This window comes from Rhodopila sp., assembly GCF_965276935.1.
Classification (GTDB): Bacteria; Pseudomonadota; Alphaproteobacteria; order Acetobacterales; family Acetobacteraceae; genus Rhodopila.
In genome coordinates, this window is record NZ_CBDIBS010000004.1 from 2,300,623 (window position 1) to 2,323,601 (window position 22,979).

A 22,979-nucleotide genomic window follows, 5' to 3' on the forward strand; every position below is an offset into this window, starting at 1 on the left:
CACGTGTCGCCCCGTCATGGCGAGCGAAGCCCCGCCATCCAAGCCTTAGGGTGCTGGTCTCATCTGGTCTCATAAAGAGCGGCTGCGGCGGCCCTGCACCCGCCACGATAAAGTGGCCGGCCGAACCTTGCTCACGGCAGTCATTTCTCCCTTAAGCGCGAAATCCAAGGATGAACCTCGTTGCCGCATGCAGGGCGCTACAGCACCAGCACGTTGCGTTGGTTCAGCTTCGGGTTGGTCCAGAAATTCACCTCGGCGTACTTGGCGAACAGGTCGGGCGGAATGCAGGGGGATCGTGCTTCCAGAGCAACCTTCGGACGCACGCGGTGCAAGCCCGGGATGCCAAGGTCCGCATCGTAGCCAGGCTCGTCGTGCGCCACATGGTCCAGGTCATGCGCGAACGCCGGCTCCTCCAGCGCCTGATAAAGCCGGGTCAGACTATGCCGCGGATCACGCACGAACGTCTCATACGGCAACACGATCAACTGCCGAGCGTGCTCGCTGAACCAGGCCTCGCGCAGGTTGTTCCAGGCCCGGCCGACCAGCCCGGCCTGCGGGTCCATCAACGTCTCCACCCGCGAGTAGACCGAGCCGCCGGCCTTGTAGTTGAACAGTTTCGACGGCTGCATCGCGTTGCGGCGGACCAGGCGCTCCACGCTGTCGATGATCCACGCAACCTCTCGCACGCAGCAGATGATCCGGCTGCGCGGGAACAGCTCGGCCAGCAGCGGCAGGCGCCCTGTCCAGCTTCGGTTGGTATCAAAGACGATCCCATCATCCGGGTTTGTTTCATAGTAAGACTGAAAGACCCCGCGGATGATCGCCCGCCGCCGGTGGTCGGAGAAGAACGACGCGAATTCAGTCGCGCCGCTCATGCCGTGCAGCAGAGTGCCGCAGAGCATCGCGACGGGACTGGTGACGCCGGCCTGGAACCTCGGGTTCTGCCGCAGGATCGCACTGAGCAGGGTCGATCCCGATCGCGGCAGCCCCGAAATGAAATGCACGTTCCGCAGCATGGCCGATCAGTGCGGGTTCGCGCCGGCCAGGGTATGAGCTTGGCTTGCCGTCTGGCTGGCGGCGGTCAGCAGCGGTGATGCGGTGGTGGCACCGAACGCCGCCATCGCCTGGATCAGCGTTGCCTGGGTGCCGCCCATGCCGTACGCCAGGTGCGCGGCCGCCATGTCGGTGCTGTCCAGCGTCTGATTGTTCGCCCCCAGCGAGTCATACATGACGGAGTTCGGATCGGAATCCTCGCTTAGTCCCAGCGCATGGCCGATCTCGTGCAGCGCCACCTGGTACAGGCTGGCGCCGCTGTCGGCGTAAAACAACTGGCCGTCGGCGCCGGTGATCAGCGGCGTCTGGTCAGGGTCCTCCAGCCGCACCGTCGCGCCGGGCTGGATCACGCCGTTCGACCGGTTCAGGCTGGTGTAGCCGACGACATCGCTGGCGGCCGTGTCGAAACTGCCCCAGCCGATCTGGATGTCGGCGTTCCCCGGACTGCTGGCCTGGGTGAAGGTCAGTCCGGTTGCCGCCGCCCAGGTCTGCAGGGCCTGGACGATGGTGGCCTGATACGCGGCATCAATCGCCCCGCTGAACGGCGAGGCACCGCCGGTTGGGCCCGTGGCGAAGCCCCAGGTCACGGTCGACGCGCCCCACACCGGCCCAGTCGGATCAAGCGCCAATGTGGCGGCGGAGGTCGCGAGATCGCCGTTCGCGGAAGCCGCCGCCTGGTCCAGGCCGACCTGCGCGGCCTGCGCGGCCTGCGCCGCTTGCGTGTAGCCATGCGCGACATCATATTGCGCGATCACATCAATTCCCGGCGGCTGACCCGCTCGGCTTTGGGTAAATCCATAGTAGCCATAACCCCCGCCGCCACCGCTGCCACTGCCGTCGGGATCAGAGTCGCCCGATCCGCTTGCATAATCATCGGCGCCGTTCGGATTGATCGTGTCCCCCGATCCGGCCGTGTCGTCGTAGCTTCCCGTGATGTTGATGTGGTCGTTGCTGCCGGCGATATCGTCGTTATTGCCATTGAGCGTGAAACTCGTGCCGGACGTGGTGTCGACAACATCCTTGGACCCAATGACATCGTAGCCCGCGCCGCCGAGCAGCCCGACGTAATCGCCCGCGCTTGTCAGGTCGATGGTATCGTATCCGCCGGCGACGTTGAACCCGTTGTTGGCTGCCTCATCCAGCGTATCGCCCGTGCCGCTGAGGCTTTCGCTCTTGTCATTGGCCACCGTGTTGATCGTCTCGTTGCTTGTGACGATCGCGTCGTTGCTGCCGAGCACGCCCACGGTGCCGCCGCCGCCGGTGATCGTGGCGTCGGTGCTGCCCGCCAGGTTGACGATGTCGCCGGCGTCGTCGTTGTAGACGATGTTGCCGGAGCCATTCAGCAGGCCGACATAGTCGCCGGTGCTGGTCAGGTCGACCGTGTCATGCCCGCCGGAGACATTGAACGCGTCGTTGGCCGCCTCGTACACCGTGTCGCCCGTGCCGCTGACCGCCTCGCCCTGGTCGTTGGCGACCGCGCTGATCGTCTCGTTGCTGGCGTTGACGGCATCGTCGCTGCCGAGCACGCCGATGTAGCCGCCGGAACCGGTGATGGTGGCCCCCGTGTAGGCGGTCAGGTTGGTCACGTCGCTGGCGACGTCGTTGCTCACCACGTAGCCGTTGCCGCCGATCAGCCCGACATTGTCGCCGGTCCCGAGGTTGACGCTGTCAGTGCCGCCGGAGACGTTGGCCTGGGCGTTGTTGTCGAGGTAGATGCCGGAACCCTGGCCGCTTTCCTCGGTGTAGCCGGTCTGGTCGCCGGTGGCGTGGATGGTGTCGAAGGCGCCATACGTCCCGGTCACGTAGACCAGGTCGTCGACGCCCGCGTTGATCGTGTCGCCGCCGCCGGCGGCGCCCAGGATGTCACCCGTGCCGAGGGTGATGCCGTCGTTGTTGCCGGACACGTTGGCCTGGGCGTTGCTGGCGATATAGATGCCGCTGGCCTGGCCGTTCGCCTCGGTGTAGCCGAACTGGTCGCCCGCGGCGTTCACCATGTCGGCGGCGCCGTTCGTCTGGGTCACATAGACCAGGTCGTCGGCGCTTGAGGTGATGGTGTTGCCGCCGCCGGCCGCACCCAGGACATCACCCGTGCCCAGGCCGATCGTGTCGCCGCCGCCGTCGACGGTCAGGTTGTCGGTCGAGGCGCCGTTGATGGCGTCGGAGGAACCGACGACGGTACCGGTCACGTCGTTGCCGAAGACGATGTGGTCCGCGGAGGCGGTGACCGTGTCGCCCAGATCCCCCTGCAGCAGTCCGAGGTAACCGCCGCTGCCTTCGGTCACCTGGTCGCTGCCGCCGCTGATGTTCAGATAGTCGCTGGTGCCGCCGCCGATGCTGTCGTTGGAGCCGGTGATGGTGGCGGTGACGCCGTTGCCGGCGCTGATGGTATCGGAGGAGGCGGTGACGATGTCCCCCTGGTCCGTCGGTATCAGGCCGAGAAAGCCGCCGGTGCCCTCGGTTATCGTGTCGTTGTTGCCGCTGACGTTCAGGTAGTCGGTGGTGCCGGCGGTGATGGTGTCACCAGTGCCGATGATGGTGCCAGTCACGCCGTTGCCGGCGGCGATCGTGCCGCCAGAGTTGTCGGTGACCGTGTCCCCCTGGTCCCCCGTCGCCAGGCCGACATAGCTGCCGGCGCCGCCTGTTATCGTGTCGTTGTTGCCGTTGATTGTTACCGCGCTGCCGCCGTCGTCGGAGACGGTCTCGTTGGTGCCGGTGACGGTGACACCGTCGCAGTGGATGCCGTCGGTGCAGCCGGTGCCGTCGTTCGTGACGGTCGTGTTGTCACCGCCGACAAAGCTCTGCGCGTTTGCCCCGGTGGTGGCTGATCCGCCGCTGCCAAGGTTGATAAAGATGTCACCAGCCGCCATGCCTGTGAGGGACGCATCGTCGCCGCCGATTAGGATGGCAGTTGCGTTAGCCGGTGAAGACGTAACGGTTCCGCTTGTGTCCAGATAGACGATAGGGGTGCCGGCGAGGGTATAGTTTGAGGTAGCGCCGGCCGAATCCGTGGCTGTGACCGTCGCAAACGGGTTAGCGCCAGCGGTTTCAGTGACTTGGGCGGCGCCTTCAGAAGCGCCCACGGAAGACGATTGAGAAAATCCGTCAGTTGTAGGCTGACTGGATCCGGCTGGTGCTTCGAGATAAGTCGCCGCGACCTCTCCCAGGGCAGTATATGTGGTAGTTAATGTGCCAGTCTGTGCAATCGGCTGCTGGGGTGTTGATTCCTCAAAAGTGGTGTTAATGCCATTCGCCGCATTATCAAACGTTGTTCCAGAGAATATGGTTCCGTTGTTCGCTGGCCCGCTAAACGTCATCGCCCCACTGCTATTGACGCCGAGTTCGAGGGGAGCGGGTGCCCCGTCGAGACTCCACAATAACAGGTTTGACTGGACTAATTCAGCTTCAGTTAGATTGATCGGCGGCTGTGTAGTAAGCTGTACGCCAAAATCAGAGGAATATGACGGAAGAAAATGATAGCTTTCGATTTCAGGCAGCAGAGCACTGGCAGCAGAGACAGGATCGCCGCCATTAGCAAATGCGGAGGCAATCGCCGCTACATTGGTCTGTAATATTGTCTGCGCGGTCTGCGATCCTTGAAAATTCACGGTACCAAAGTGAGCACCGATTTCGCTACCAGAATAGACCCCGCTCCAATTAACGCCAGTATCGGTGGCTTGATTCGCGATTGGATCACCAGTATTTACAACCGAGACAAATCCGTTCGGATTTGGCGCACCGGCGGCTTGGCCGGGAATCCCAGGGCCGCCGTAGCTAACGCCGCCCCAGTTGTTCGCTTGGGCGACTACCTGCGCCGCATATCCACCCAATGAATTTCCGGCCGCGAACATGCTCGGGGCAGTTGAGAGGCCCATCGCATTTACCGCGTCTTGTACCTGCGTTGCGTAGCTCAGCACAAGCCCATTGTATTCAGTTGGAGTCTGCCCCGCTAATAGTGTCGCGTCCGCAGTGTTAGCGACACTACTTCCTCCTGGTGTCGAGACACCGTTGAAAACAGTGACAACTTGATTAGTCATGGCGTTGTAGTATGCAATGGCGGGAAGACCACCTTGTGGCTGCACGTTGAGCGAGGTCCAACCCGCCGGTGGCGTGCCATTAACCAAATTAAGGAACACACTGTTCGTTGGTGTTGTCATGACTGACTCTCCTATAGGATGTTACTTAGTCGATCACTTTAAAGATTGTGACATACTGACTGTCATTGACCGCAAGATGGCGGCCATCTGGTGCGAAGGCCAGTGAGATAGAGTCGGGGTTAAGGCTTATTTTACTCTGCTCTTGCGGATGTGATGGACTCCAGAGATATAATGTGCCAGGCGTAATAAAAGCGATAAATCGGCCGTCTGGGCTCCACCGCATGTCGAAAATGTCTGAGACCGGGAATGGGTAGGTCACGATGCCGGCACCGTCTGCGACTCGAAAGACCCTAATCGGACCTGTATTAGGCTTTATAGTACAGCAACGCTTACTATCCAGACAGCCAGGCGTGCAACAGCATACTGTACCTCCAGAGGAATTTGTGATTGCGATCTGACTGCTATCCTTATTAAAAGCGACATGTTCTATGCAACAACCGTCATCCGCTGAATTAAGGGCTTTTATTGTTTGAATAGTTGTTTTGGCTTCTATATCAAAAACCTGAACATCCTTGGGCGAGGCTATGGCAAGTAATCGACCGTCCTGTGAGAACGCCAGCGCGCCGGCGATATACGCTTTCGTCTCGAGCGGGGCGCCAATATCGGCTACTTTATGCCAATCGCTTGTGCTGTATAATGCTACAGGATGATATTCTGCGCGGCCAAATATTACCGCCAGCAGAGACTCATTCGGTGAAGATGCGAGAACCCGTGCGGCGTTGACCGGTTGCCACTGGTCTGGGCGCCCCGGCCCGGGCAGTCTGTCTACTACATTTCCGGTTGTAATATCATAAACATTAACCGCATCGCCACCGTTTCTGTACGACACGGGCCGTGCGGCAAGTTGGGTATTTCCTCGAACGAAAGCGAGTGCGTTCCCGGTATAATGATCGCCCTCCCGAGGGATCTCCTTCAAGATACTGCCGTTCTCGTTCCACACCGTGATGAGGTTGCCCCAGTTGCTATAAGAAGCAATCTGTTTGCTATCGGAGCTCCAGGTCACGCCGAACGTATGCATGGGTCGTGTTAGTTCGTGCTCGATCCGGAGTGCCGGCAAGTTGTCGCTGCTCGATGGGTTAGTCGTGAATAATCCTACTTGAGTGGGCGCCATTTGTGCTGCACTATTAGTCGGAAAAGCAACGGCTATCCACGCCCATACTGCAAGAATTTCAGCTAGCCTTACTATTGCTTTGATCATCTCTCTTGTAGCCCCTCATGTGCATACCGCCGCAGTGGCGAGAGCAGATAATTGATCACGCTTCGTCTTCCCGTTTTAATCTCCGCCGTTACGGCCATCCCGGGCGACAAAGTCTCCTCCTGCCCATCGACCATCATCCGCGCACTATTCAATGCGACATGGGCGACATATCCAGGCGCATTGCCCTTGCCATCCTCCGCCTTTGGATCGGCCGCCTTATCCCCCGGCATGCGAGACACAGAAGCCTCCGCCACCCCATCCCGGCTGACATCCACCACATGCCCATGCAGCAGTCCGTACCGCGTGAACTCGAACGTCCGGACCTTCACCTCGACATCCTGGCCGGCATGGACAAACCCAATATCCGCATTCTCCACCGTGGCCTCGATCAGCACCGGCCCATCATCCGGCACCACCGTCAGCAGCGCCTGCGCCGGCGTCACCACGCCTCCCAGCGTATGCACCGCCAGCGCCTGCACCGTCCCGCTGATCGGCGCCGTCAGCACCGTCTCCCCCGCCTTGTGTGCCGCCGCCGCATACTGTTGCGCCAGCTCACCCGCCTTCTGCTCGGCCTCCGCCAGATCCTTCAGCACGTCGTGCGCATACCCCGCCCCCGTCTGCGCCAACTGCGCCACCAGCGCGGCCCGCGCCGCCACAAGCTGCCCGCCATGCGACTGCTGCACCGCGAGCTGGTGCAACTGATCGGTATAAGCCTGCTCGCTATCCAGCCACGCCACCTTGCTGGTGAATGCCACGTTCAGCAGCGACCGGTACAGGTCCCGCTTCTGCTGCAGGATCGGCAGTGACGCCGCCAGCTTGCCGACCATCGCCGCGTTCTCCGCCGTCTCGGCGTCCTTTTGCGCGATCTGCTGTTCCAGCGACTGGCACTTCTGCTGCTGCTCGCGCGCCCGCGCCTCGATCCCGGCACGGGCGATGGCGATCTCGGCCGCCGGAATGCCGTCCGGCGCCACGAACCGGTCGCGATCGAAGCCGTCGCCCGCAAGATCAGCCGACAGCGCACGCAATCCCGCCGCGTCCAGCCGCGCCTGCCGCCAGTCGCGGGCGATCCGGTCCCGGTCCGCGGCGGCAACCGTCTGGTCGAGTTCGAACAGCACCTGCCCGGCGGCGACATGGTCCCCGTCCTCGACCCGAATGGCCCGCAGCACCCCGGCTTCCAGCGGCTGCACCACCTTCGACCTGCCGGCCGGAATCACCGACCCCGGCGCGGTGGCGACGATGTCCACCTGCCCGACGCTCGCCCACACCACCGCCACCACCAGCGCCGCGCCAATCGTGCCCATCACCGCTCGGCCTGCCGGATTGGCCGGGGTTTCCAGGATTTCCAGCGCCGCCGGCAGGAAGTCCCGGTGCGCCGCCGCCACCCGGCCCACAGGCCACGCTTTCGCCATGTCCTCCACGCCGCTCATGCCGCCCCCGCCTGCATGTTGAACAAGGTCGCGTAGCGCCCGCCGACGCGCAGCAACTCCTCATGCGTGCCCTGTTCCACCAGCCGCCCCGCCTCCAGCGTGATGATCCGGTTCGCCCGCCGCACCGCACTCAGGCGGTGCGCGATGATGAACACCGTCCGCCCCTGGCAGATCTTGTGCAGGTTCTGCTGCACGATCCGCTCGCTTTCGTAGTCCAGCGCGCTGGTCGCCTCGTCCAGGATCAGGATGCGCGGGTTGGTCACCAGCGCGCGGGCGATGGCGATCCGCTGGCGCTGCCCGCCGGACAGCGTACTGCCGCGTTCGCCCACCATGGTGTCGTAGCCCTCCGGCAGCGCCAGGATGAAGTCGTGCGCGCCGGCGGTGGCGGCGGCCTGCATCACCCGCTCGGTGCTCATGCCCGGCTCCGCCAGCGCGATGTTGTCGCGCACGCTGGCGTTCAGCAGCACGTTCTCCTGCAAGACCACGCCGATCTGCCGCCGCAGCCACGCCGGGTCGATCGCGGCGGTGTCCACCCCGTCCACCAGCACCCGCCCGCCCTCCGGCACATACAGCCGCTGCAGCAGTTTCGTCAGTGTGCTCTTGCCGGAGCCGGAGGGTCCGACGATGCCGATCACCTCGCCCGGCCGGACATCCAGGCTGACGTCTTCCAGCACAACCGGCCCATCCAGCCGATGGCGGAACCGCACATGCTCGAATTGCACCGATCCCCTGATCGCCGGCAGCGCGGTGCGCGTCGCGCCGGAGGCTTCCGGCGGCGTGTTCAGGATGTCGCCCAGCCGCTCCACCGACAGGCGCGCCTGATGGAAATCCTGCCAGAGCTGCGCCAACCGCAGCACCGGCTGGCTGACCCGCTGCGACAGCATGTTGAACGCGACCAGCTCGCCCACCGTCATCGCGCCGCCGATCACCGCGCGGGCGCCGAAATACAGCAGCAGCGCGGTGACCAGCTTGCTGATCAACTGGATCGCCTGGCTGGCGCCGTTGCCCAGCGTCGCCACCTTCATTGCGGATGCCACGTAGCCGGCAAGCTGCTCCTCCCAGCGCCGCTGCATCTGCGGCTCCACGGCCATCGACTTCAGCGTCTCGATGCCGCCCACCGCCTCCACCAGGAACGCCTGGTTTTCCGCGCCGCGGCGGAACTTCTCGTCCAGCCGGCGGCGGAACAGCGGCGTGACCGCCAGGCTGAGGACCGCGTAGATCGGCAGCGACGCCAGCACGATCCCGGTCAGCGGCAGCGAGTACACCGCCATCACGCCCAGAAAGACCGTGGTGAACAGCAGGTCGATCACCAGCGTCAGCGCGGAGCTGGTCAGGAAGCTGCGGATGTTCTCCAGCTCGCGCACCCGCGCCACCGAATCGCCCACCCGGCGCGCCTGGAAATACGGCAGCGGCAGCGCCAGCAGATGCCGGAACAGCCGCGCTCCCAACTCGACATCGATGCGGTTGGTGGTATGGGCAAATGTATAGGTACGCAAAAAGCCGAGCGCGGCTTCGAAGCAGGCGATGGTGACAAGGCCGGTGATGATGACATCCAGCGTGGTCAGGCCGCGATGCACCAGCACCTTGTCGATTACCACCTGGAACAGCAGCGGTGACAGCAGCGCGAAGATCTGCAGGAACAGGCTGGCGACCAGCACCTCCGTCAGGATTGCGCAGTATTTATGGACCGCGCCGAGGAACCAGCCGATGTCGAAGCGGCGACCCAGGTCGGCCAGTCCGGCGCGGCGGGTCGCCAGGACAAGCTGTCCGGTCCACCGCTCGGCGAACGCCGCCATCGGCAGGATCGTCGGCCGATTGCTCCCGGCATCCAGCACCAGCACCCGCTCGGCCGTCGCCTTGGCGACCAGCAGACAGCCTTCGTTATCCCGGCAGACGGCGATCGCCGGAAGTGCCGCGCCCGGCAGGCGGTCGGCGGCCATGCTGACCAGACGAGCGCGCAGGCCGCTGGACCGGATATGGCGCACGACATCGGTCAGGGCTGGGGCCTCGCCACCCAGCGCGTGCGCGATCTGGGCCTGGTCGGCGGGCTTTTCGTGGAACCGCAACAGCATGGTGAGTGCCTGAGCCCAAGCCGCGACACCGGACGCGGGCGCGGCGCCCAAGGCAGACGGCGGTTGATGCGGTGTCACTTCAAATTCCGGCACGTCACCGCTCCTGCCGCACACCTTGGGCTGCGGCCCATAATCCGCGAAGATCGCCGGATTCGCAACGGTTATGGAGTTTAGTTACATTTTAATACTATGGAATGCCTTTTACCGGCAATAGATACAGTGCATTCCAGCAGTACACAAAATCATTGCATACAAGTATCATAAAGCGCTGGAACTCCGCCTGCCATTCCTGCATCAACAACACGGCGACGACCAGGCTTCGTGACGCGGAATGTGGCGAAGCTGACGCCATGCACCGCCGCCTCACCCCCCGGCAAACAACCAGAACAACCCGCCCGACAGCACCATCGTCGCCGGCAGCGTCGCCACCCAGGCGATCACGATCTGCCAGATCACCCGCTTCTGCACCCCCGCCCCAGACCCCGCCATCGTCCCCGCCACGCCCGAGGAGATAATGTGCGTGGTGCTCACCGGCAGCCCGGAGAACCCGGCCGTGCCGATCAGCACCCCGCCCACCAGCTCCGCCGAGGCACCCTGCGCCGGCGTCAGGTGCTTCTTGCCGATCCGCTCGCCAATCGTCGTGACGATCCGCTTGTAGCCGATCATCGTGCCCAGCCCGAGGCAGACGGCACTCAGCATGCGCACCCAGATCGGCGCGTATTCCACCGCGCCGTGCAGCGTGTCATGCAGCCGCTTCGCAGTGGCTTTCTCGGAAGCCGAAGCCGCCTTGCTCTCCGACACCGTCTTCAGCTCCGCGTTCACGTGATAGACCGCGTCGCGCAGCCCGGGGCGCTCGGCATCCGGCACATCCGTCATCGCCCTGATCCCGCGCAGCCGCTGGCTGACCTGCTTCGCGTCGGTCACCGCCAGGCCCTTCTCGTCGTCGCCGAATGACTGCATCAGCGGCGCCGCCTGGTCCGCCGCCTGCACAATGCCCGGCAGACGTCCCGCTGACACCTCCGGGTTCAACGAAAACGCCGCCGGCATGATGCCGATGATGGTCAGCATGATTAGCCCGATGCTCTTTTGCCCATCGTTCGAGCCATGCGCGAAGCTGACGCCCGAGCAGGTCAGGATCAGCAGCCCGCGCACCCATCCCGGCGGTGGCCGGCTCTCGGCGGTCGGCTCGAACAGCGTGCGGTCGGCGATCACCGCGTTCAGGATGCGGAACAGCAGCCCGGCCAGAAAGAACCCCAGCAGCGGCGAGATGAACAGCGCCCGCAACACCGCCCACACCTGCGACCAGTCCACCCCCTGTCCCAGTCCCCGCGACGCGGTGATCGAGTTGACGATCGCCACCCCCAGCAGCGAGCCGATGATGGCGTGCGAACTCGAACACGGAATCCCCAGCCACCACGTCGCGACATTCCAGATCAGCGCCGCCAGGAACAGCGCCAGCAGCATGGCGATCGCCGGATTGCCGTTCGGCGGCGTCAGCACGTCCGGCGGCAGCAGCTCCACTAGGGTGAACGCCACCGCCACGCCGCCCAGCACGACGCCCAGGAAGTTCATCATCCCGGACAGCAGCACCGCCGGCACCGGCTTCAGGCTGTGCGTATAGATCACCGTCGCCACCGCGTTCGCCGTGTCATGGAAGCCGTTCGAGAACTCGAACGCCAGCACCAGCAGGAAGCAGAACACCAAAACCGCGGAAGCGATCGGCGACGACGGGGCAATGGCCGTGAACATGCCACCGTAACGGCTTACCCGCCCGAGCGTCTCGCCGTCATGCGATTTTCATATCTCGCGCGGGTGGCAATCGCGCCACGTCGTGCTTCGTTCCGTATCTGAAATTGGCCACGCGTCCTTGACACCCTATCCCCCGGTCGGTAGCAAGCCCCCGCTTTCCGGCACAGGTGTTGCCAGGAGCGGACATGAGTCAGGAAACCGGCGGCCCAGAGCCCTCCTTCGAGGATCGTCTCAAGGCCGCTCGGCGCAAGCAGGGTCTCGACGCCCCGCCGACGCAGCCCGACCAGGGAAACCCTGCGGGCGGTCTCGGCGGTTCGCCATGGGGCATCGGCCTGCGCGTGGGGGTGGAGCTGGTATCGGCCCTGGTCGTCGGGGTCGCCATCGGCTACGGGCTGGATCGCCTGTTCGGCACCACGCCCATCCTGACCGCGGTGTTCGTGCCCATCGGTGGGGCGGCGGGCGTGGTCAATCTCTGGCGCATGTTCGCGCCGAAGCAGGCGCCGGATTGAGCAGACGGGTTAGAGCGGGCAGGAGCAGGCAGCGTGGCGGCCGAAGGTAGCAGCAGTATCAACGCGCTGGGGCAGTTCCAGCTTCACCCGGCGCTGGGCTTCGTCGGCCGCTCGGTGAACTTCACCCAGTCCAACCTGATGATGGTGGTCGCCGGTCTGGCGGTTCTGGCCTTCCTGTGGTTCGGCATGAAGCCGCGAGCCATGGTGCCCGGCCGGTTCCAGGCAGCGGCCGAACTCGGCTACGAAGCCATCATGTCGATGTGCGTCGAGAACATCGGGCCAGAGGGCCGCAGGTACTTCCCGTTCGTCTTCACGCTGTTCTTCTTCATCTTGTTCGGCAACCTGCTGGGCGTTTTCCCGCTGTTCTTCACCTTCACCAGCCACATCATGGTGACCTTGGCGCTGGCGGTCCTGGTCTTCGTCCTGGTGACAACCGTGGCGATCCTGCGACACGGCCTGCACTTCTTCAGCTACTTCGTGCCCGAAGGCATCCCCAAGGCGCTGGCGCCGCTGATGGTCTTCATCGAGGTGATCTCCTACCTCTCGCGCATCATCTCCCTATCGGTGCGCCTGTTCGCCAACATGATGGCCGGCCATGTGATGCTGGAGGTGTTTGGCGCCTTCATCGTCATGCTGGGCGGCCTTGGCCTGCTCGGCTGGCTGCCCGCCGCCCTGTCGCTCGGCGTCAACACGCTGCTGATCGGCTTCGAGCTGCTGGTGGCCACGCTTCAGGCCTATGTCTTTGCGGTGCTGACCTGCATCTACCTGCACGACGCGGTTCACCTGCACTGATCCTCCGCCTCAACCCCTGAACAACCGGCCCTGAACAACCGGGCGAGACCTCTCCGCCCGCGCGACCGGATAAACGAAAGGAAAACCGGACTATGGACGTCGCTTCCGCCAAGATGCTGGGTGCCGGCATTGCCATGATCGCTCTCGCCGGAGTCGGCATCGGCATGGGCACGATCTTCGGTTCACTTGTCACCAGCGTGGCCCGCAACCCGGCCGCCCGCGACCGCGTCTTCGGCCTCGCCATCCTCGGCTTCGCGCTGACCGAGGCCGTCGCGCTGTATGCCCTTGTCATCGCCTTCATCATCCTGTTTGTCTGACCGAAGGCGGACGCGCCCGATGCATCGTCCGAAAAGGGATTGCCGAGTGTGAAACGGGATTGTTGGCAAACAACGGCTGCGAGTCAGGCACGGTCGCTCAATGCCGTCATGGCAAGCGACCGAGCCCGCGAGGCAGGGCAGGGCCGCCATCCACGCCGTTGTCCAGGCGGGCACTACCGGACCGGCCTTGCAAGCCATGGATAGCAGGCTTTCCGCTGCCACGCGTGCTCGTTCACCCGCCATGACGGCGAGAGCATGGCGCATGGGAACAAGCAATGCCGTTGATCAACGAGAGCAAACACCAGAAGCGCGTCCGCCAAGTCTCCATCAAGCGGTCATGCTGAACCGGCTCAGCCGCGGCATTCCACCCACGATCGCGGGACTGCTAGGTGGATTGCTGATGCTGCCCGCTGCCGCGATGGCGCAAGGCATGCCGCAGCTCGACTTCAACTCGCCGCTGACCATCAGCCAGGTGGTCTGGGGCGCCATCATCTTCGTGGTGCTGTATCTCCTGCTGTCGCGCCAGGGCCTGCCGCTGGTGGCATCGGTGCTGGAGGAACGGGCCGCGCATATCGGCAGCGATCTGGAAAGTGCCCACGCCGCCAGGACCCGCGCCGATGCCGGCATCGGCGAGGCAACCGCCGCCACCGCCAAGGCCCGCGCCGAATCTCAGGCCGCTATCAATGCCGCCCTGAACGAGGCGAAGCAAGCCGCCGCCGCCCAGTCGGAGGCACTGAACGCCAGGCTGGACGTGCGCCTGCATGAAGCCGAAGCGCAGATCGCCCAGGCGCGCACCGCGGCCCTCGGCGCGCTGCGCCAGGTGGCGACGGACACCGCGGTCAGTGTCGTCACCCGGTTGACCGGTGCGGCGCCGGACAATGCCCGGCTTGACACCGCGATCGGCACGGCGCTGTCCGCGCGCGGCCTTGATCAAGGACAGGCCTGACCGGAAACCGGCTGACCCAGGAGCAGACCAGATGAACCACGAGCCCGGCTTCTTCGCTGAACCACGCAACTGGGTGGTGCTCGCCTTCATCCTGTTCTTCGTTGTGTTCGGCCGCAGGTTATGGACCCCGCTCGCCGGGATCCTCGATGCCCGCGCGACCAGCGTCAAGGCGGAACTGGAGGAAGCAGCGCGCTTGCGGCGGGAAGCCGAGGCCATGCTGCGAGACGCCGAGAAGCAGCGTGCCGATGCCTCGGCCGAGGCCAAGGCACTCATCGAAGGTGCGCGCGCCGAGGCCGGTCGTGTCGCCAGGACAGCCGCCGCCGAAGCCGAAACCTCAGCCCGCCGGCGGGAGCGGATGGCGCTGGACCGCATCGCCGCGGCCGAGAAAGCCGCCGTCGACGAGGTCCGTCTCGCCGCCGCCGATGTCGCCACCGCCGCCGCGCGCCAGGTCATCGCCGAGGGCCTGACCGCGGCAGCCGACGCGGCCCTGGTGGATCATGCAATTCAGCGATTGCCAACCGCCCTGGCGGCCCGCCGCGCGGCTTAGCCTAAATCACTTGCCTTTGCTGACATTGTAGTTTTTCGCCAATCCCTTCGCCATCGCGCCGTCGACTGTCACCATTGCCCGGCTTCGGCGGCTTACGAAAATCGGCACAGCTCGAAGGATAGCCCTTTCCGGCGGTTTTTGCGGGTCCATAAGCCGTTGATCTGCATAAGGTATGGTTGCGCCACAAAGGGCGTGCTAAAATCCTTGCAATGAAACAGGCTGAGGTCATTGCCAGGTTACGCGCATACGAACCGGAGCTAAGGGCAGCCGGCGTCGTGCGGCTGTCGCTGTTCGGATCGACGGCACGCAACGAGGCGCGGGCGGAGTCCGATATCGATCTGCTGGCGGGGTTCGATGACGCGCAAAGCCTGTCCCTGCTGGACATGATTGGAATTGAAAATTGGCTGGCGGACCTGCTGGGCCAACCAGTTGATTTGATCGAAGAAGGCACGCTCAAGCCCCTTGCACGGGACACCATAAGCCGTGAGGCCGTGCGTGCGTTCTAGTGATCCGGTTCAGCGTTTCAGCGACATAATGGAGAACATTGAATCCATCGAGCGGTTTACGGCGGAGATGGATTTGCGCGGCTTTGCCAAGGCCGATCAGACGATCCGCGCCACCAAATACAGCCTGCTGGTCATCAGCGAGGCCGCAATGAAGCTGGGCGACCGTGCCGCCGATCTCTGCCCTGCTATCCCGTGGCGGGAAATCCGAGGCCTGGGGAACCGGCTGCGGCATGATTACCAGAGTATCGATGTTGTCCGCATCTGGCTGTTGATCGAGCGCGACCTGCCGCCGCTGAAAGCCGCCTGCCGCGACGCGCTGCACCGTCTGCAGGAGGATGACAGGGCATGAAGATCGGTTGTGCCCGCGTCTCGCTGGAAGATCAGAACCTTGCCTTGCAGCGCGACGCCTTGCAGGCGGGAAGGTGCGGTGTTTCAGGATACGGCGTCAGCGAAACGTTAGGGGCCAGCTTGAACCGGAAGCGGCTGACGGATGCGGATTTGCCTCACGCCGTCCGCGACTCAGCCCCGGAGGCGAACATCCAGTCCAGCCGCGGACTCCACAACCGGACGCCGCCGGTGATCCCCGCCTCGTTCCCCACCACCCGCATATTCGGCGCCAGTTCCAGCGCAAGCTGCTTAGCATTGCCGCCGCCGATGTACAGCGTGTCGAAGCCGACCAACGTCTCGATCGCGTCCAGCACCCGTCGCATGCGCAGGTTCCAGCGCTTGCGGCCAATCTTGCGATAGGCGACCACGCCGATGAACTGGTCGTAGGTCTTGTCCTTGTGCAGCGGATGCTGACTGAGCTCCAGGTGCGGCGCCGGATGGCCGTCCTGGAACAGCGCGAAGCCCATGCCGGTGCCCAGCGTGATGACGCATTCCAAGCCCTCGCCGGAAACCACCCCCAGGCCCTGCACCTCGGCGTCGTTCAGCATGCGCACCGGCTTGCCGAGTGCGTCCGCCAGCGCCGCGGCCAACGGGAAATTCCGCCATTCCGCCGTCCCCAGGTTCGGCGCCGTCAGCACCTGCTCACGCCGCACCACACCGGGGAACCCGACGGAGATCCGGTCGAACGGCGCGAGCGGACGGGCCAAGGCGAGCAGCGCGTCCACGATGGCGTCCGGGGTGGCACGAACCGGTGTGTCGGTGCGGCTGGGACCCCGCACGATGCGTCCGGCCGGGTCCAGCAGTCCAGCCTTCAACCGCGTGCCGCCGATGTCGATCGCCAGGGTCAATGGACCGGTTGAACGATCCGGGTCGGCTTCGGTATCCATCTGTCCTCCCTGTGCCTGTAGCCGAACCTCGCCGTCAGCGACCGGTCAACTTGGCCGCCACACCCGCTTTATACCATCGTTTCCGACGCTGTCCCATGGGCGCGAGCAGGTCGGCAGCGTGATCCGGATCGGCTTCGGTCTCCATCCGTCATCCCTGTGGCTTTAGCGGAACCTCGCTGTCAGCGACCGGTCAGCGCGGCTGCAGCACCCGCCATATGCCATCGACCGCGACAACATCCCGTGTGCCACCCGCATTGCGCACGCCGGCGACACCGCGCAGGAACACCAGCCCACGGGTCCGCCGCGTCACCTCGCCGCGCAGTTCCAGGAAGTCGCCAGGCCGCACGCCATCCAGGAAGTGGGTGTTGAGCTGGATGGTGGTGCAGGGGGCACGCTCCGCCGCTTCCCAGGCCAGGAAACTCAGGCCGTGATCGGCGAACGCCATCAGCACGCCGCCATGGACGACGCCGCTCGGGTTGGCATGCTCCGCCGTGGTGCGCAGCCCATAGCGCCAGTTGCCGTCCTGCTTCCTGGCCCAGGGGATGCCCAGGCCGCCGGGCAGCGCCGCACCCGGTAAGGCGCGCCAACCGTCGGCGGCGGGATCATAGCTGCTCATTGCGTCGTCCGCCGGTCGAGCGCCGCCAGCCGGTCGGGCAGCGCGCGCAGGTCGTCCAGCCGGAGCTGCGCGCGCGCCATCTCCGGTCGTTCGGCATGCATCCAGCCCCAGGGCCCTCGCCGCACGAACACGGCAACCATGCCGGCGGCCAGGCTCGGCAGCACGTCGTTGTCCAGCCGGTCGCCGACATAGGCGATCTCCGCGGCCGGCAGCCCGGCAGCCTCGATCACCTTGTCGAAGAACCGCTTGTCGGGCTTGGCGACGCCCCAGCCGGCGGAACTGGCGATCACGTCAGCCGGACAGCCGAGACGCGCCAATGCGGCCTCCGACTCGATCGGCTGGTTTCCCGCAATCAGCACCTTGTAGCCGCGGTCGCGCAACGCGCCGAGGCACGGGATGGCATCGGGATACAGGTCCGCCGGACTGAAGTCATACACCCAGCCATGTTCCGAGCGCAGCTTGCGGGCGGTGCCTGGGTCCAGGCCAGGCCGGAAGATCTCGAAGACGCGGCGCAGCGACTGGCCGCGCTCCATGATCACGCCGATGGCGGTGAACAGGGTCAGGACGGGAACCTCGAGGAACGCCGCCCACTCGATCCAATGGCGGGTTTCGTCGATCAGGGTTTCCCCGACATCAAAGCAGACGGCGCGGATGGGCATGCTGGCTCAATCGATCCCGTGGTGGCGGAAACGATCATGTTGTCGGACGTTTGTGTTGGCAATGGCCGGCATTCAGGGACGTTCCGCAACCGCCGGTCAGGGTTCCTGCGCCAGCGCCGCGCTGATCTCGGCCGGCCGGCGGGAAATCGCCAGCAGATAGGCCGCCGCCGGCGCATCCGGGTGGCGGCGGCGCTGTTCCCAGTTCTTCAGCGTCGGCAGTGGAATCCGATAGGCCGTCGCGAACGCCTGCTGCGACATGTGCAGCTTGCGGCGGATCGCCCGCACGTCCGTCACTGCAGCGGCGTGGACCCGCACGCCGGAGGCTTCGCCGCGCGCATGGTCCAGCGCGTCGCTCAGGCTCTCGATCAGCGCCTCTCCAATCTTGGTCATGCTATTCTAGTGCCTTCTGTGAGCCTGTTTGATCTGTTCGGTCAGCGCCTGGGCGCGCCGCTTTTCGTCCCTGGTCCATTCTTCCCGCTGCGCCTTGGCACACATCAGCAGCAGATAGAGCGGCATGGCATCATCATGGTAGAAGTAGATGATCCGCACGCCGCCGCGCTTGCCGGTGCCCGGCCGGCTCCAGCGGATCTTCCGTAGGCCGCCGGTGTCCGGGATGACATGGCCGGCACCCGGATTGGCTGCGAAGTAGTCAACAAACTCATTACGATCATCGTCATGCCATAAGCCGGCCGCCTGACGGAGAAACGGTGTTGTCTCCGCAACGGTAATAAGAATCTTATCCACGCCTATATACGCCAATGGCGCCTTCTCTGCAAGAAAGTATTGGTATTCACTGACGCCCATGACCGTCATCAAGGCGCACGGTGCCGTTGCATTGCAAGAAACTATCAGGGACGCAGTGGCGTCTGTGACCGTCATCACGGCGCGCGATGCCGTCCGCCGCGCAGCCGCAACGCCGGCAGCTTCCGCATCATCCGACCCGCGGCCGGCCGTGCCGGCAGCGCCGCCCGGATCCCGAGCATCAGCGCCGCGGCGGCCTGCCGCCACGCTTCACCGGCATCCTCCCGTGCCAGGCACTGCGTTGGCGTCTCCAGCCAAAGCATGATCCCCCGCGCCAGGCTGGCCGGATCCGGATCACACAGCACGGCCTGGCCTGCGCCTGATAGCTGTTCCCGCAGGCCGCCGACGCGGGTGGCGATGATCGGCCGTCCGGCCGCCATCGCCGCCGCCGCCACGCCGCTTTGGCTTGCCTCCCGATACGGCAGGATTACTGCATTGGACCACTCGAGCAGGCTGCCGATTTCGCTCTCCGGCACCCAGCGGTTCTCCACCGTGACCCCACGGCAAGCGGCCAGCGCGGCCAGCGCCGGGCAGGCCGGTCCATGGCCGACGACGCGCACCGCGATGGCGGTCTCCGGCGGCAGCGCGGCGATTGCCTCGGCCAGCAGGTCCAGCCCCTTGTACGGCAGCAGCCGGCCGAAAAACAGCAGCCGGGGCGGCCCAGCCGGCCGCCCGGCCGGGGTGGCGGGCAGCGTGAAGGCGAAGGGCGGATGCGCGAGACGGATCAACCGCCGCCGCCGGCTGACCAGCCGCTGCCGTCGCAGTTGCGCCGCCACATGGCTGGACAGCGCCGCCAGCCCGTCGACGCGGCGGCACAGCGCGCGTTGCAGCGCCATCTGCATCGGAAAACCGTCGCCCGGATGAGCCTCCGCCTCGTGCACCACCACCACGAGGCGGGCCCCCAGCAGGCGCAGCGCCGCCGCCATCAGCAGGTCCAGCGGTCCCGGCATGGCGCAGATCGCCAGATCAGGCCGGATCGGCCACAGCCTGGCCAGCAGGAACGGCAGCGCGAACGGCGCCGTGGCCAGCCGCAGCAGCAACGAGCCCATGTCGCGATAGGTCGAAACCGGCATCTCGCACCGCGGCGGATCGGCGCCCGTCATGATCTCGGCATCGCGGCAGAGCGACAGGGTCACCGCCAGACCAGGCCGATCCCGCAGCGCCTCGGCGAGACAGGCGGCGAAGCGCGGGCCGGCCCCCCGGCGCCCCCATTGCCAGACCAGCACTTTCAAGACGCCACCTGCCTGCTAAGGCCTCCCAGCAACAGCGCCGGCGGCGGCATCGGCGTGTTGACATGGATCACCAGCGGCAGGTTCGGCGGCAGCGGCAGCTTCGGTCCGGCCCGGTTGGAGGGCCAGCCGGTGACCTCCGACCGCGCATCCATGGGCGGTGACGTGTCGATGGTCCACACCGGCAGCCCCAGCCCGCGTGCCGCTTCGGCCAGCCGGCGCGCGCCTTCTCCCAGGCCCGAGACGCGGGTCAGTTCGCCGGCGACAGCGATACCCTGGCCCACCGGTTCGGCGTCGGCGACCGGGTGCCGCGCCAGCCAGAACGCGGACCGCGCCAGCGTTCGCCGGCGCAGCACGGGCGACAGGCGGCGCCAGAGCCGGTGCGGCATGGCCTGCCCCAGAGGGCTGGCTTCAGCCAGGCCGGATTTGGCCGGGGCGGGGTGCGGCTGCATTCTCCCGCATGATCGCGGGCCGTGGTTAAGAACTGCTTAACCGCCTGGCCGGGACCTCGAAGGGGGCCTTTCGGCGATGTTGCCGATGTCGGCGTCCGACAGCTTGCCGCTGCGCAGCAGGGCGGCCTGCTCGTAGGCCCAGCCATGGAAGTCGCGCTCGTAAAGATCGCCCATCGGCTTCATCTCCGTGCTGTCCAAGGTAGCAACGGCCGGACTTGGCCGGCAAGGTTCGCGCAGGATCAAACCCATGGTCTGTCCGCCACCACGCGCCGCTTCGCCGGTCTGCCGTCCCTTGCGCGATCCTTGCCCGCGGCGCTAATCCGCCGCTGAACACCAGGGGTTGCCCGCGCCATGGCCGTTAAGGATGTGAAAAAGGTCGTTCTCGCCTATTCCGGCGGGCTGGACACCAGCGTCATCCTGAAATGGCTGCAGACCACCTATGGCTGCGAGGTCGTCACCTTCACGGCCGACCTTGGCCAGGGCGAGGAACTCGAACCCGCCCGCCGCAAGGCCGAGATGTTCGGCGTCAAGCAGATCTTCGTCGACGATCTGCGGGAAACCTTCGTGCGCGACTTCGTCTTCCCGATGTTTCGCGCCAACACGCTGTATGAGGGCCAATACCTCCTCGGCACCTCGATCGCCCGCCCGCTGATCGCGCAGCGGCAGATCGAGATCGCCGAACAGGTCGGCGCCGACGCGGTGGCGCATGGCGCGACCGGCAAGGGCAACGACCAGGTGCGGTTCGAGCTATCCTATTACGCGCTGAAGCCCGACATCAAGATCATCGCCCCGTGGCGCGAGTGGGACCTGACCAGCCGCACCCGGCTGCTGGAGTTCGCCGAGGCGCACCAGATCCCCATCGCCAAGGACAAGCGCGGCGACGCCCCGTTCAGCGTCGATGCCAACCTGCTGCACTCGTCCTCCGAGGGCAAGATCCTGGAAGATCCGGCCCAGGAAGCCGACGAGATCGTCTACCAGCGCACCATCCGGCCGGAGGACGCGCCGGACCAGCCGACCGTCATCAGCATGGATTTCACCAACGGCGACCCGGTGGCGATCGACGGCGAAACCCTCTCGCCCGCTGCCCTGTTGACCCGGCTCAACGTGCTGGGCCGAGCCAATGGCATTGGCCGGCTGGATATGGTGGAGAACCGCTTCGTCGGCATGAAGTCGCGCGGCGTGTATGAAACCCCGGGCGGCACTATCCTACTGGCGGCGCACCGGGCGATCGAGAGCATCACGCTCGACCGGGAGGCGGCGCACCTGAAGGACAGCCTGATGCCGCGCTATGCGGAACTGATCTACAACGGCTTCTGGTTCAGCCCGGAGCGGCGCATGCTGCAGGCGCTGATCGACACCAGCCAGCACAGCGTCTCCGGTCAAGTACGGCTGAAGCTGTACAAGGGCAACGTCACCTGCATCGGGCGGGAAAGCCCGAACAGCCTGTACTCGATGAAGGTGGTCACGTTCGAGGATGACCAGGGCGCCTATGATCAGGTCGACGCCCAGGGGTTCATCAAGCTGAACGCACTGCGGCTGCGGCTGGGTGCCATGGCGGGCCGGCGCGGTGGGGCGTTGTAGCAAGGTTGGGGCGCTGCCCCAAACTCAGTCCCGGGGTGAGGCCCCCTGGAACTATCGCCTTTGCCAAACTGAGATCAGGCAGCATCAGCTACATCAGCGGCAGGTAGTTGGCGCCTACGCGGACGAGATGGCTTGGAAGGAAAATAACTTGCGTATGGCTGATGGGACGCACCACACAATGACGACAAGCGCGGTGCTGGCGCACAAGGTTAGACGGGCGCAGGATTGGCATATACGCAGAGATGAACGTCTGAACCAACTAGCCTGGCGTCTGGTGGGGTGAAGGAAGCGTAACGCGTTGAAAATAGAATGCCGCTCTTGTTTGAAGATGTTCCTTGTATGGTGGAAGTAGCATACAACGTCGCTTCATTGAGGCCATTTCAATCTGTCGGTATATCTCCTGTGGAGACAAGGTAAAAAAGCGACGAAAATCAACAATCAAGTCTGGAATACCTGTCGCACTCTGGTCACTACGAGACGGTATTTCTTCCAAGTAATGGTATCGTTCATGATTGTTTTGGATCACTGCCTTCCATACATCGCGGCCAGGAGGAATAATCTGCTTCATCTCTGCGGCGGGTCTGGCTTCATAAAGCAAAATGCCATTTACTGCACTAGATCTTCTATTGGCCCGTTCTTCATAATCACGTAAAAGGTCACAATCCTGCGACAATACAATAACGTATGGATAGTAAATTTCAATTACTGCAGCGCTATTGTCGTCGCGAAACGTATATATTTGCCGAGCGACATTAGACATAATCTCAGCCTGCCGTATCTCATTTGATATACCGGCGGCTGAATAAGTGCCCGTTTCGTCCGCCTTATCCGAAGCGCTCACGTGGGGCTCCTAAATTAGCCTTCGAATGTGAAAGGTTCGCTCTCTATCTTTGAATATCCAGAGATGGAGATCAGTTTGGGAGCGACTTCATGGTTGATCATTAGCTCACGCTTATCCTGGTCCCTCTGCCATTTGTATAGGTCGAGAAGCCACTCGCTAGCCTCTTTGAGAGAGGAATTATTCAGATGACCAATGACGTAGCATGAAAATATTCGCAGTACCGCAGGCTCCGAGAGGTCCCCAATAGTCTGGCCAA

General features: G+C 64.4%; 23 protein-coding genes. 8 read left to right on the forward strand and 15 right to left on the reverse strand.

The features are described 5' to 3' along the window. Positions 1-197: 197 nt before the first annotated feature. The 6 genes from ACQY4S_RS26995 to ACQY4S_RS27020 form a co-directional block, all read right to left on the reverse strand. Positions 198-1,016: a sulfotransferase family protein gene (locus ACQY4S_RS26995; RefSeq protein ID WP_428488267.1), complete on the reverse strand. Its 819-nt coding sequence runs from the start codon at positions 1,014-1,016 to the stop codon at positions 198-200. A 6-nt stretch (positions 1,017-1,022) separates the two neighbouring features. Next, positions 1,023-3,920, reverse strand: a complete 2,898-nt coding sequence (locus ACQY4S_RS27000; RefSeq protein ID WP_428488268.1) for a beta strand repeat-containing protein — start codon at positions 3,918-3,920, stop codon at positions 1,023-1,025. Between the two features lie 1,312 nt (positions 3,921-5,232). Next, positions 5,233-6,225: a WD40 repeat domain-containing protein gene (locus tag ACQY4S_RS27005; RefSeq protein ID WP_428488269.1), complete on the reverse strand. Its 993-nt coding sequence runs from the start codon at positions 6,223-6,225 to the stop codon at positions 5,233-5,235. Between the two features lie 176 nt (positions 6,226-6,401). After that, positions 6,402-7,832: an HlyD family type I secretion periplasmic adaptor subunit gene (locus ACQY4S_RS27010; RefSeq protein ID WP_428488270.1), complete on the reverse strand. Its 1,431-nt coding sequence runs from the start codon at positions 7,830-7,832 to the stop codon at positions 6,402-6,404. Next, positions 7,829-9,997 carry a type I secretion system permease/ATPase gene (locus ACQY4S_RS27015; RefSeq protein ID WP_428488271.1) on the reverse strand — a complete coding sequence of 723 codons (2,169 nt, stop codon included), beginning with the start codon at positions 9,995-9,997 and terminating at the stop codon, positions 7,829-7,831. The genes ACQY4S_RS27010 and ACQY4S_RS27015 overlap by 4 nt, the downstream gene beginning before the upstream one ends. Positions 9,998-10,267: 270 nt before the next feature. Then, positions 10,268-11,653: an inorganic phosphate transporter gene (locus tag ACQY4S_RS27020; protein ID WP_428488272.1), complete on the reverse strand. Its 1,386-nt coding sequence runs from the start codon at positions 11,651-11,653 to the stop codon at positions 10,268-10,270. 185 nt (positions 11,654-11,838) lie between these two features. Here ACQY4S_RS27020 and ACQY4S_RS27025 point away from each other — a divergent pair, with 185 nt between their 5' ends. The 7 genes from ACQY4S_RS27025 (at position 11,839) to ACQY4S_RS27055 (ending at position 15,619) form a co-directional block, all read left to right on the forward strand. Continuing rightward, entirely contained in the window at positions 11,839-12,162 is a 324-nt protein-coding gene (locus ACQY4S_RS27025; protein WP_428488273.1) for an AtpZ/AtpI family protein, read from the forward strand. Positions 12,163-12,195: 33 nt separating this feature from the next. Continuing rightward, positions 12,196-12,954, forward strand: coding sequence for a F0F1 ATP synthase subunit A (locus tag ACQY4S_RS27030; protein WP_428488274.1), 759 nt, complete (start codon positions 12,196-12,198; stop codon positions 12,952-12,954). A gap of 92 nt (positions 12,955-13,046) precedes the next feature. Beyond that, positions 13,047-13,271: an ATP synthase subunit C family protein gene (locus ACQY4S_RS27035; protein ID WP_428488275.1), complete on the forward strand. Its 225-nt coding sequence runs from the start codon at positions 13,047-13,049 to the stop codon at positions 13,269-13,271. Between the two features lie 337 nt (positions 13,272-13,608). Beyond that, the gene (locus tag ACQY4S_RS27040; protein ID WP_428488276.1) at positions 13,609-14,217 is read left to right on the forward strand and encodes a F0F1 ATP synthase subunit B'; all 609 of its coding nucleotides are present in this window, start codon (positions 13,609-13,611) and stop codon (positions 14,215-14,217) included. Positions 14,218-14,248: 31 nt separating this feature from the next. After that, on the forward strand, positions 14,249-14,764 hold the full coding sequence (locus ACQY4S_RS27045) for a F0F1 ATP synthase subunit B (protein ID WP_428488277.1): 516 nt from the start codon (positions 14,249-14,251) through the stop codon (positions 14,762-14,764). 275 nt (positions 14,765-15,039) lie between these two features. Continuing rightward, positions 15,040-15,270, forward strand: coding sequence for a nucleotidyltransferase family protein (locus ACQY4S_RS27050; protein ID WP_428488278.1), 231 nt, complete (start codon positions 15,040-15,042; stop codon positions 15,268-15,270). Between the two features lie 28 nt (positions 15,271-15,298). After that, positions 15,299-15,619 (forward strand): HepT-like ribonuclease domain-containing protein, encoded by a 321-nt coding sequence (locus ACQY4S_RS27055; protein ID WP_428488279.1) that lies wholly within the window; start codon positions 15,299-15,301, stop codon positions 15,617-15,619. A 154-nt stretch (positions 15,620-15,773) separates the two neighbouring features. On the opposite strand, the gene ACQY4S_RS27060 is transcribed toward ACQY4S_RS27055, so the two are convergent. The 8 genes from ACQY4S_RS27060 to ACQY4S_RS27095 form a co-directional block, all read right to left on the reverse strand. Beyond that, a complete protein-coding gene (locus ACQY4S_RS27060) occupies positions 15,774-16,544 on the reverse strand; it encodes an ROK family protein (RefSeq protein ID WP_428488280.1) in 771 nt (256 codons plus the stop codon). A 190-nt stretch (positions 16,545-16,734) separates the two neighbouring features. Further along, a complete protein-coding gene (locus tag ACQY4S_RS27065) occupies positions 16,735-17,160 on the reverse strand; it encodes a PaaI family thioesterase (RefSeq protein WP_428488281.1) in 426 nt (141 codons plus the stop codon). Beyond that, positions 17,157-17,819, reverse strand: a complete 663-nt coding sequence (locus ACQY4S_RS27070; protein WP_428488282.1) for an HAD family hydrolase — start codon at positions 17,817-17,819, stop codon at positions 17,157-17,159. The genes ACQY4S_RS27065 and ACQY4S_RS27070 overlap by 4 nt, the downstream gene beginning before the upstream one ends. Positions 17,820-17,915: 96 nt before the next feature. Beyond that, positions 17,916-18,209 carry a helix-turn-helix domain-containing protein gene (locus ACQY4S_RS27075; protein WP_428488283.1) on the reverse strand — a complete coding sequence of 98 codons (294 nt, stop codon included), beginning with the start codon at positions 18,207-18,209 and terminating at the stop codon, positions 17,916-17,918. A 6-nt stretch (positions 18,210-18,215) separates the two neighbouring features. Next, the gene (locus tag ACQY4S_RS27080) at positions 18,216-18,623 is read right to left on the reverse strand and encodes an addiction module toxin RelE (protein ID WP_428488284.1); all 408 of its coding nucleotides are present in this window, start codon (positions 18,621-18,623) and stop codon (positions 18,216-18,218) included. Positions 18,624-18,697: 74 nt separating this feature from the next. Beyond that, positions 18,698-19,846, reverse strand: coding sequence for a glycosyltransferase (locus tag ACQY4S_RS27085; RefSeq protein ID WP_428488511.1), 1,149 nt, complete (start codon positions 19,844-19,846; stop codon positions 18,698-18,700). 2 nt (positions 19,847-19,848) lie between these two features. Beyond that, a complete protein-coding gene (locus ACQY4S_RS27090; RefSeq protein WP_428488285.1) occupies positions 19,849-20,301 on the reverse strand; it encodes a hypothetical protein in 453 nt (150 codons plus the stop codon). Positions 20,302-20,337: 36 nt separating this feature from the next. Then, positions 20,338-20,475 (reverse strand): DUF29 family protein, encoded by a 138-nt coding sequence (locus ACQY4S_RS27095; protein ID WP_428488286.1) that lies wholly within the window; start codon positions 20,473-20,475, stop codon positions 20,338-20,340. A gap of 177 nt (positions 20,476-20,652) precedes the next feature. Here ACQY4S_RS27095 and ACQY4S_RS27100 point away from each other — a divergent pair, with 177 nt between their 5' ends. After that, positions 20,653-21,882, forward strand: coding sequence for an argininosuccinate synthase (locus tag ACQY4S_RS27100; protein WP_428488287.1), 1,230 nt, complete (start codon positions 20,653-20,655; stop codon positions 21,880-21,882). Between the two features lie 259 nt (positions 21,883-22,141). On the opposite strand, the gene ACQY4S_RS27105 is transcribed toward ACQY4S_RS27100, so the two are convergent. Continuing rightward, positions 22,142-22,723, reverse strand: a complete 582-nt coding sequence (locus ACQY4S_RS27105; protein WP_428488288.1) for a hypothetical protein — start codon at positions 22,721-22,723, stop codon at positions 22,142-22,144. Between the last annotated feature and the right edge of the window lie 256 nt (positions 22,724-22,979).

Excerpts from the sequence above, each read along its gene's own strand:
- ACQY4S_RS26995 (WP_428488267.1), bottom strand. The coding sequence starts at position 1,016 with ATGCTGCGGAACGTGCATTTCATTTCGGGGCTGCCGCGATCGGGATCG.
- ACQY4S_RS27000 (WP_428488268.1), bottom strand. The coding sequence starts at position 3,920 with ATGGCGGCTGGTGACATCTTTATCAACCTTGGCAGCGGCGGATCAGCC.
- ACQY4S_RS27005 (WP_428488269.1), bottom strand. The coding sequence starts at position 6,225 with ATGCATACGTTCGGCGTGACCTGGAGCTCCGATAGCAAACAGATTGCT.
- ACQY4S_RS27010 (WP_428488270.1), bottom strand. The coding sequence starts at position 7,832 with ATGAGCGGCGTGGAGGACATGGCGAAAGCGTGGCCTGTGGGCCGGGTG.
- ACQY4S_RS27020 (WP_428488272.1), bottom strand. The coding sequence starts at position 11,653 with ATGTTCACGGCCATTGCCCCGTCGTCGCCGATCGCTTCCGCGGTTTTG.
- ACQY4S_RS27025 (WP_428488273.1), top strand. The coding sequence starts at position 11,839 with ATGAGTCAGGAAACCGGCGGCCCAGAGCCCTCCTTCGAGGATCGTCTC.
- ACQY4S_RS27035 (WP_428488275.1), top strand. The coding sequence starts at position 13,047 with ATGGACGTCGCTTCCGCCAAGATGCTGGGTGCCGGCATTGCCATGATC.
- ACQY4S_RS27040 (WP_428488276.1), top strand. The coding sequence starts at position 13,609 with ATGCTGAACCGGCTCAGCCGCGGCATTCCACCCACGATCGCGGGACTG.
- ACQY4S_RS27045 (WP_428488277.1), top strand. The coding sequence starts at position 14,249 with ATGAACCACGAGCCCGGCTTCTTCGCTGAACCACGCAACTGGGTGGTG.
- ACQY4S_RS27055 (WP_428488279.1), top strand. The coding sequence starts at position 15,299 with ATGGAGAACATTGAATCCATCGAGCGGTTTACGGCGGAGATGGATTTG.
- ACQY4S_RS27060 (WP_428488280.1), bottom strand. The coding sequence starts at position 16,544 with ATGGATACCGAAGCCGACCCGGATCGTTCAACCGGTCCATTGACCCTG.
- ACQY4S_RS27065 (WP_428488281.1), bottom strand. The coding sequence starts at position 17,160 with ATGAGCAGCTATGATCCCGCCGCCGACGGTTGGCGCGCCTTACCGGGT.
- ACQY4S_RS27070 (WP_428488282.1), bottom strand. The coding sequence starts at position 17,819 with ATGCCCATCCGCGCCGTCTGCTTTGATGTCGGGGAAACCCTGATCGAC.
- ACQY4S_RS27075 (WP_428488283.1), bottom strand. The coding sequence starts at position 18,209 with ATGACCAAGATTGGAGAGGCGCTGATCGAGAGCCTGAGCGACGCGCTG.
- ACQY4S_RS27080 (WP_428488284.1), bottom strand. The coding sequence starts at position 18,623 with ATGGGCGTCAGTGAATACCAATACTTTCTTGCAGAGAAGGCGCCATTG.
- ACQY4S_RS27090 (WP_428488285.1), bottom strand. The coding sequence starts at position 20,301 with ATGCAGCCGCACCCCGCCCCGGCCAAATCCGGCCTGGCTGAAGCCAGC.
- ACQY4S_RS27095 (WP_428488286.1), bottom strand. The coding sequence starts at position 20,475 with ATGGGCGATCTTTACGAGCGCGACTTCCATGGCTGGGCCTACGAGCAG.
- ACQY4S_RS27100 (WP_428488287.1), top strand. The coding sequence starts at position 20,653 with ATGGCCGTTAAGGATGTGAAAAAGGTCGTTCTCGCCTATTCCGGCGGG.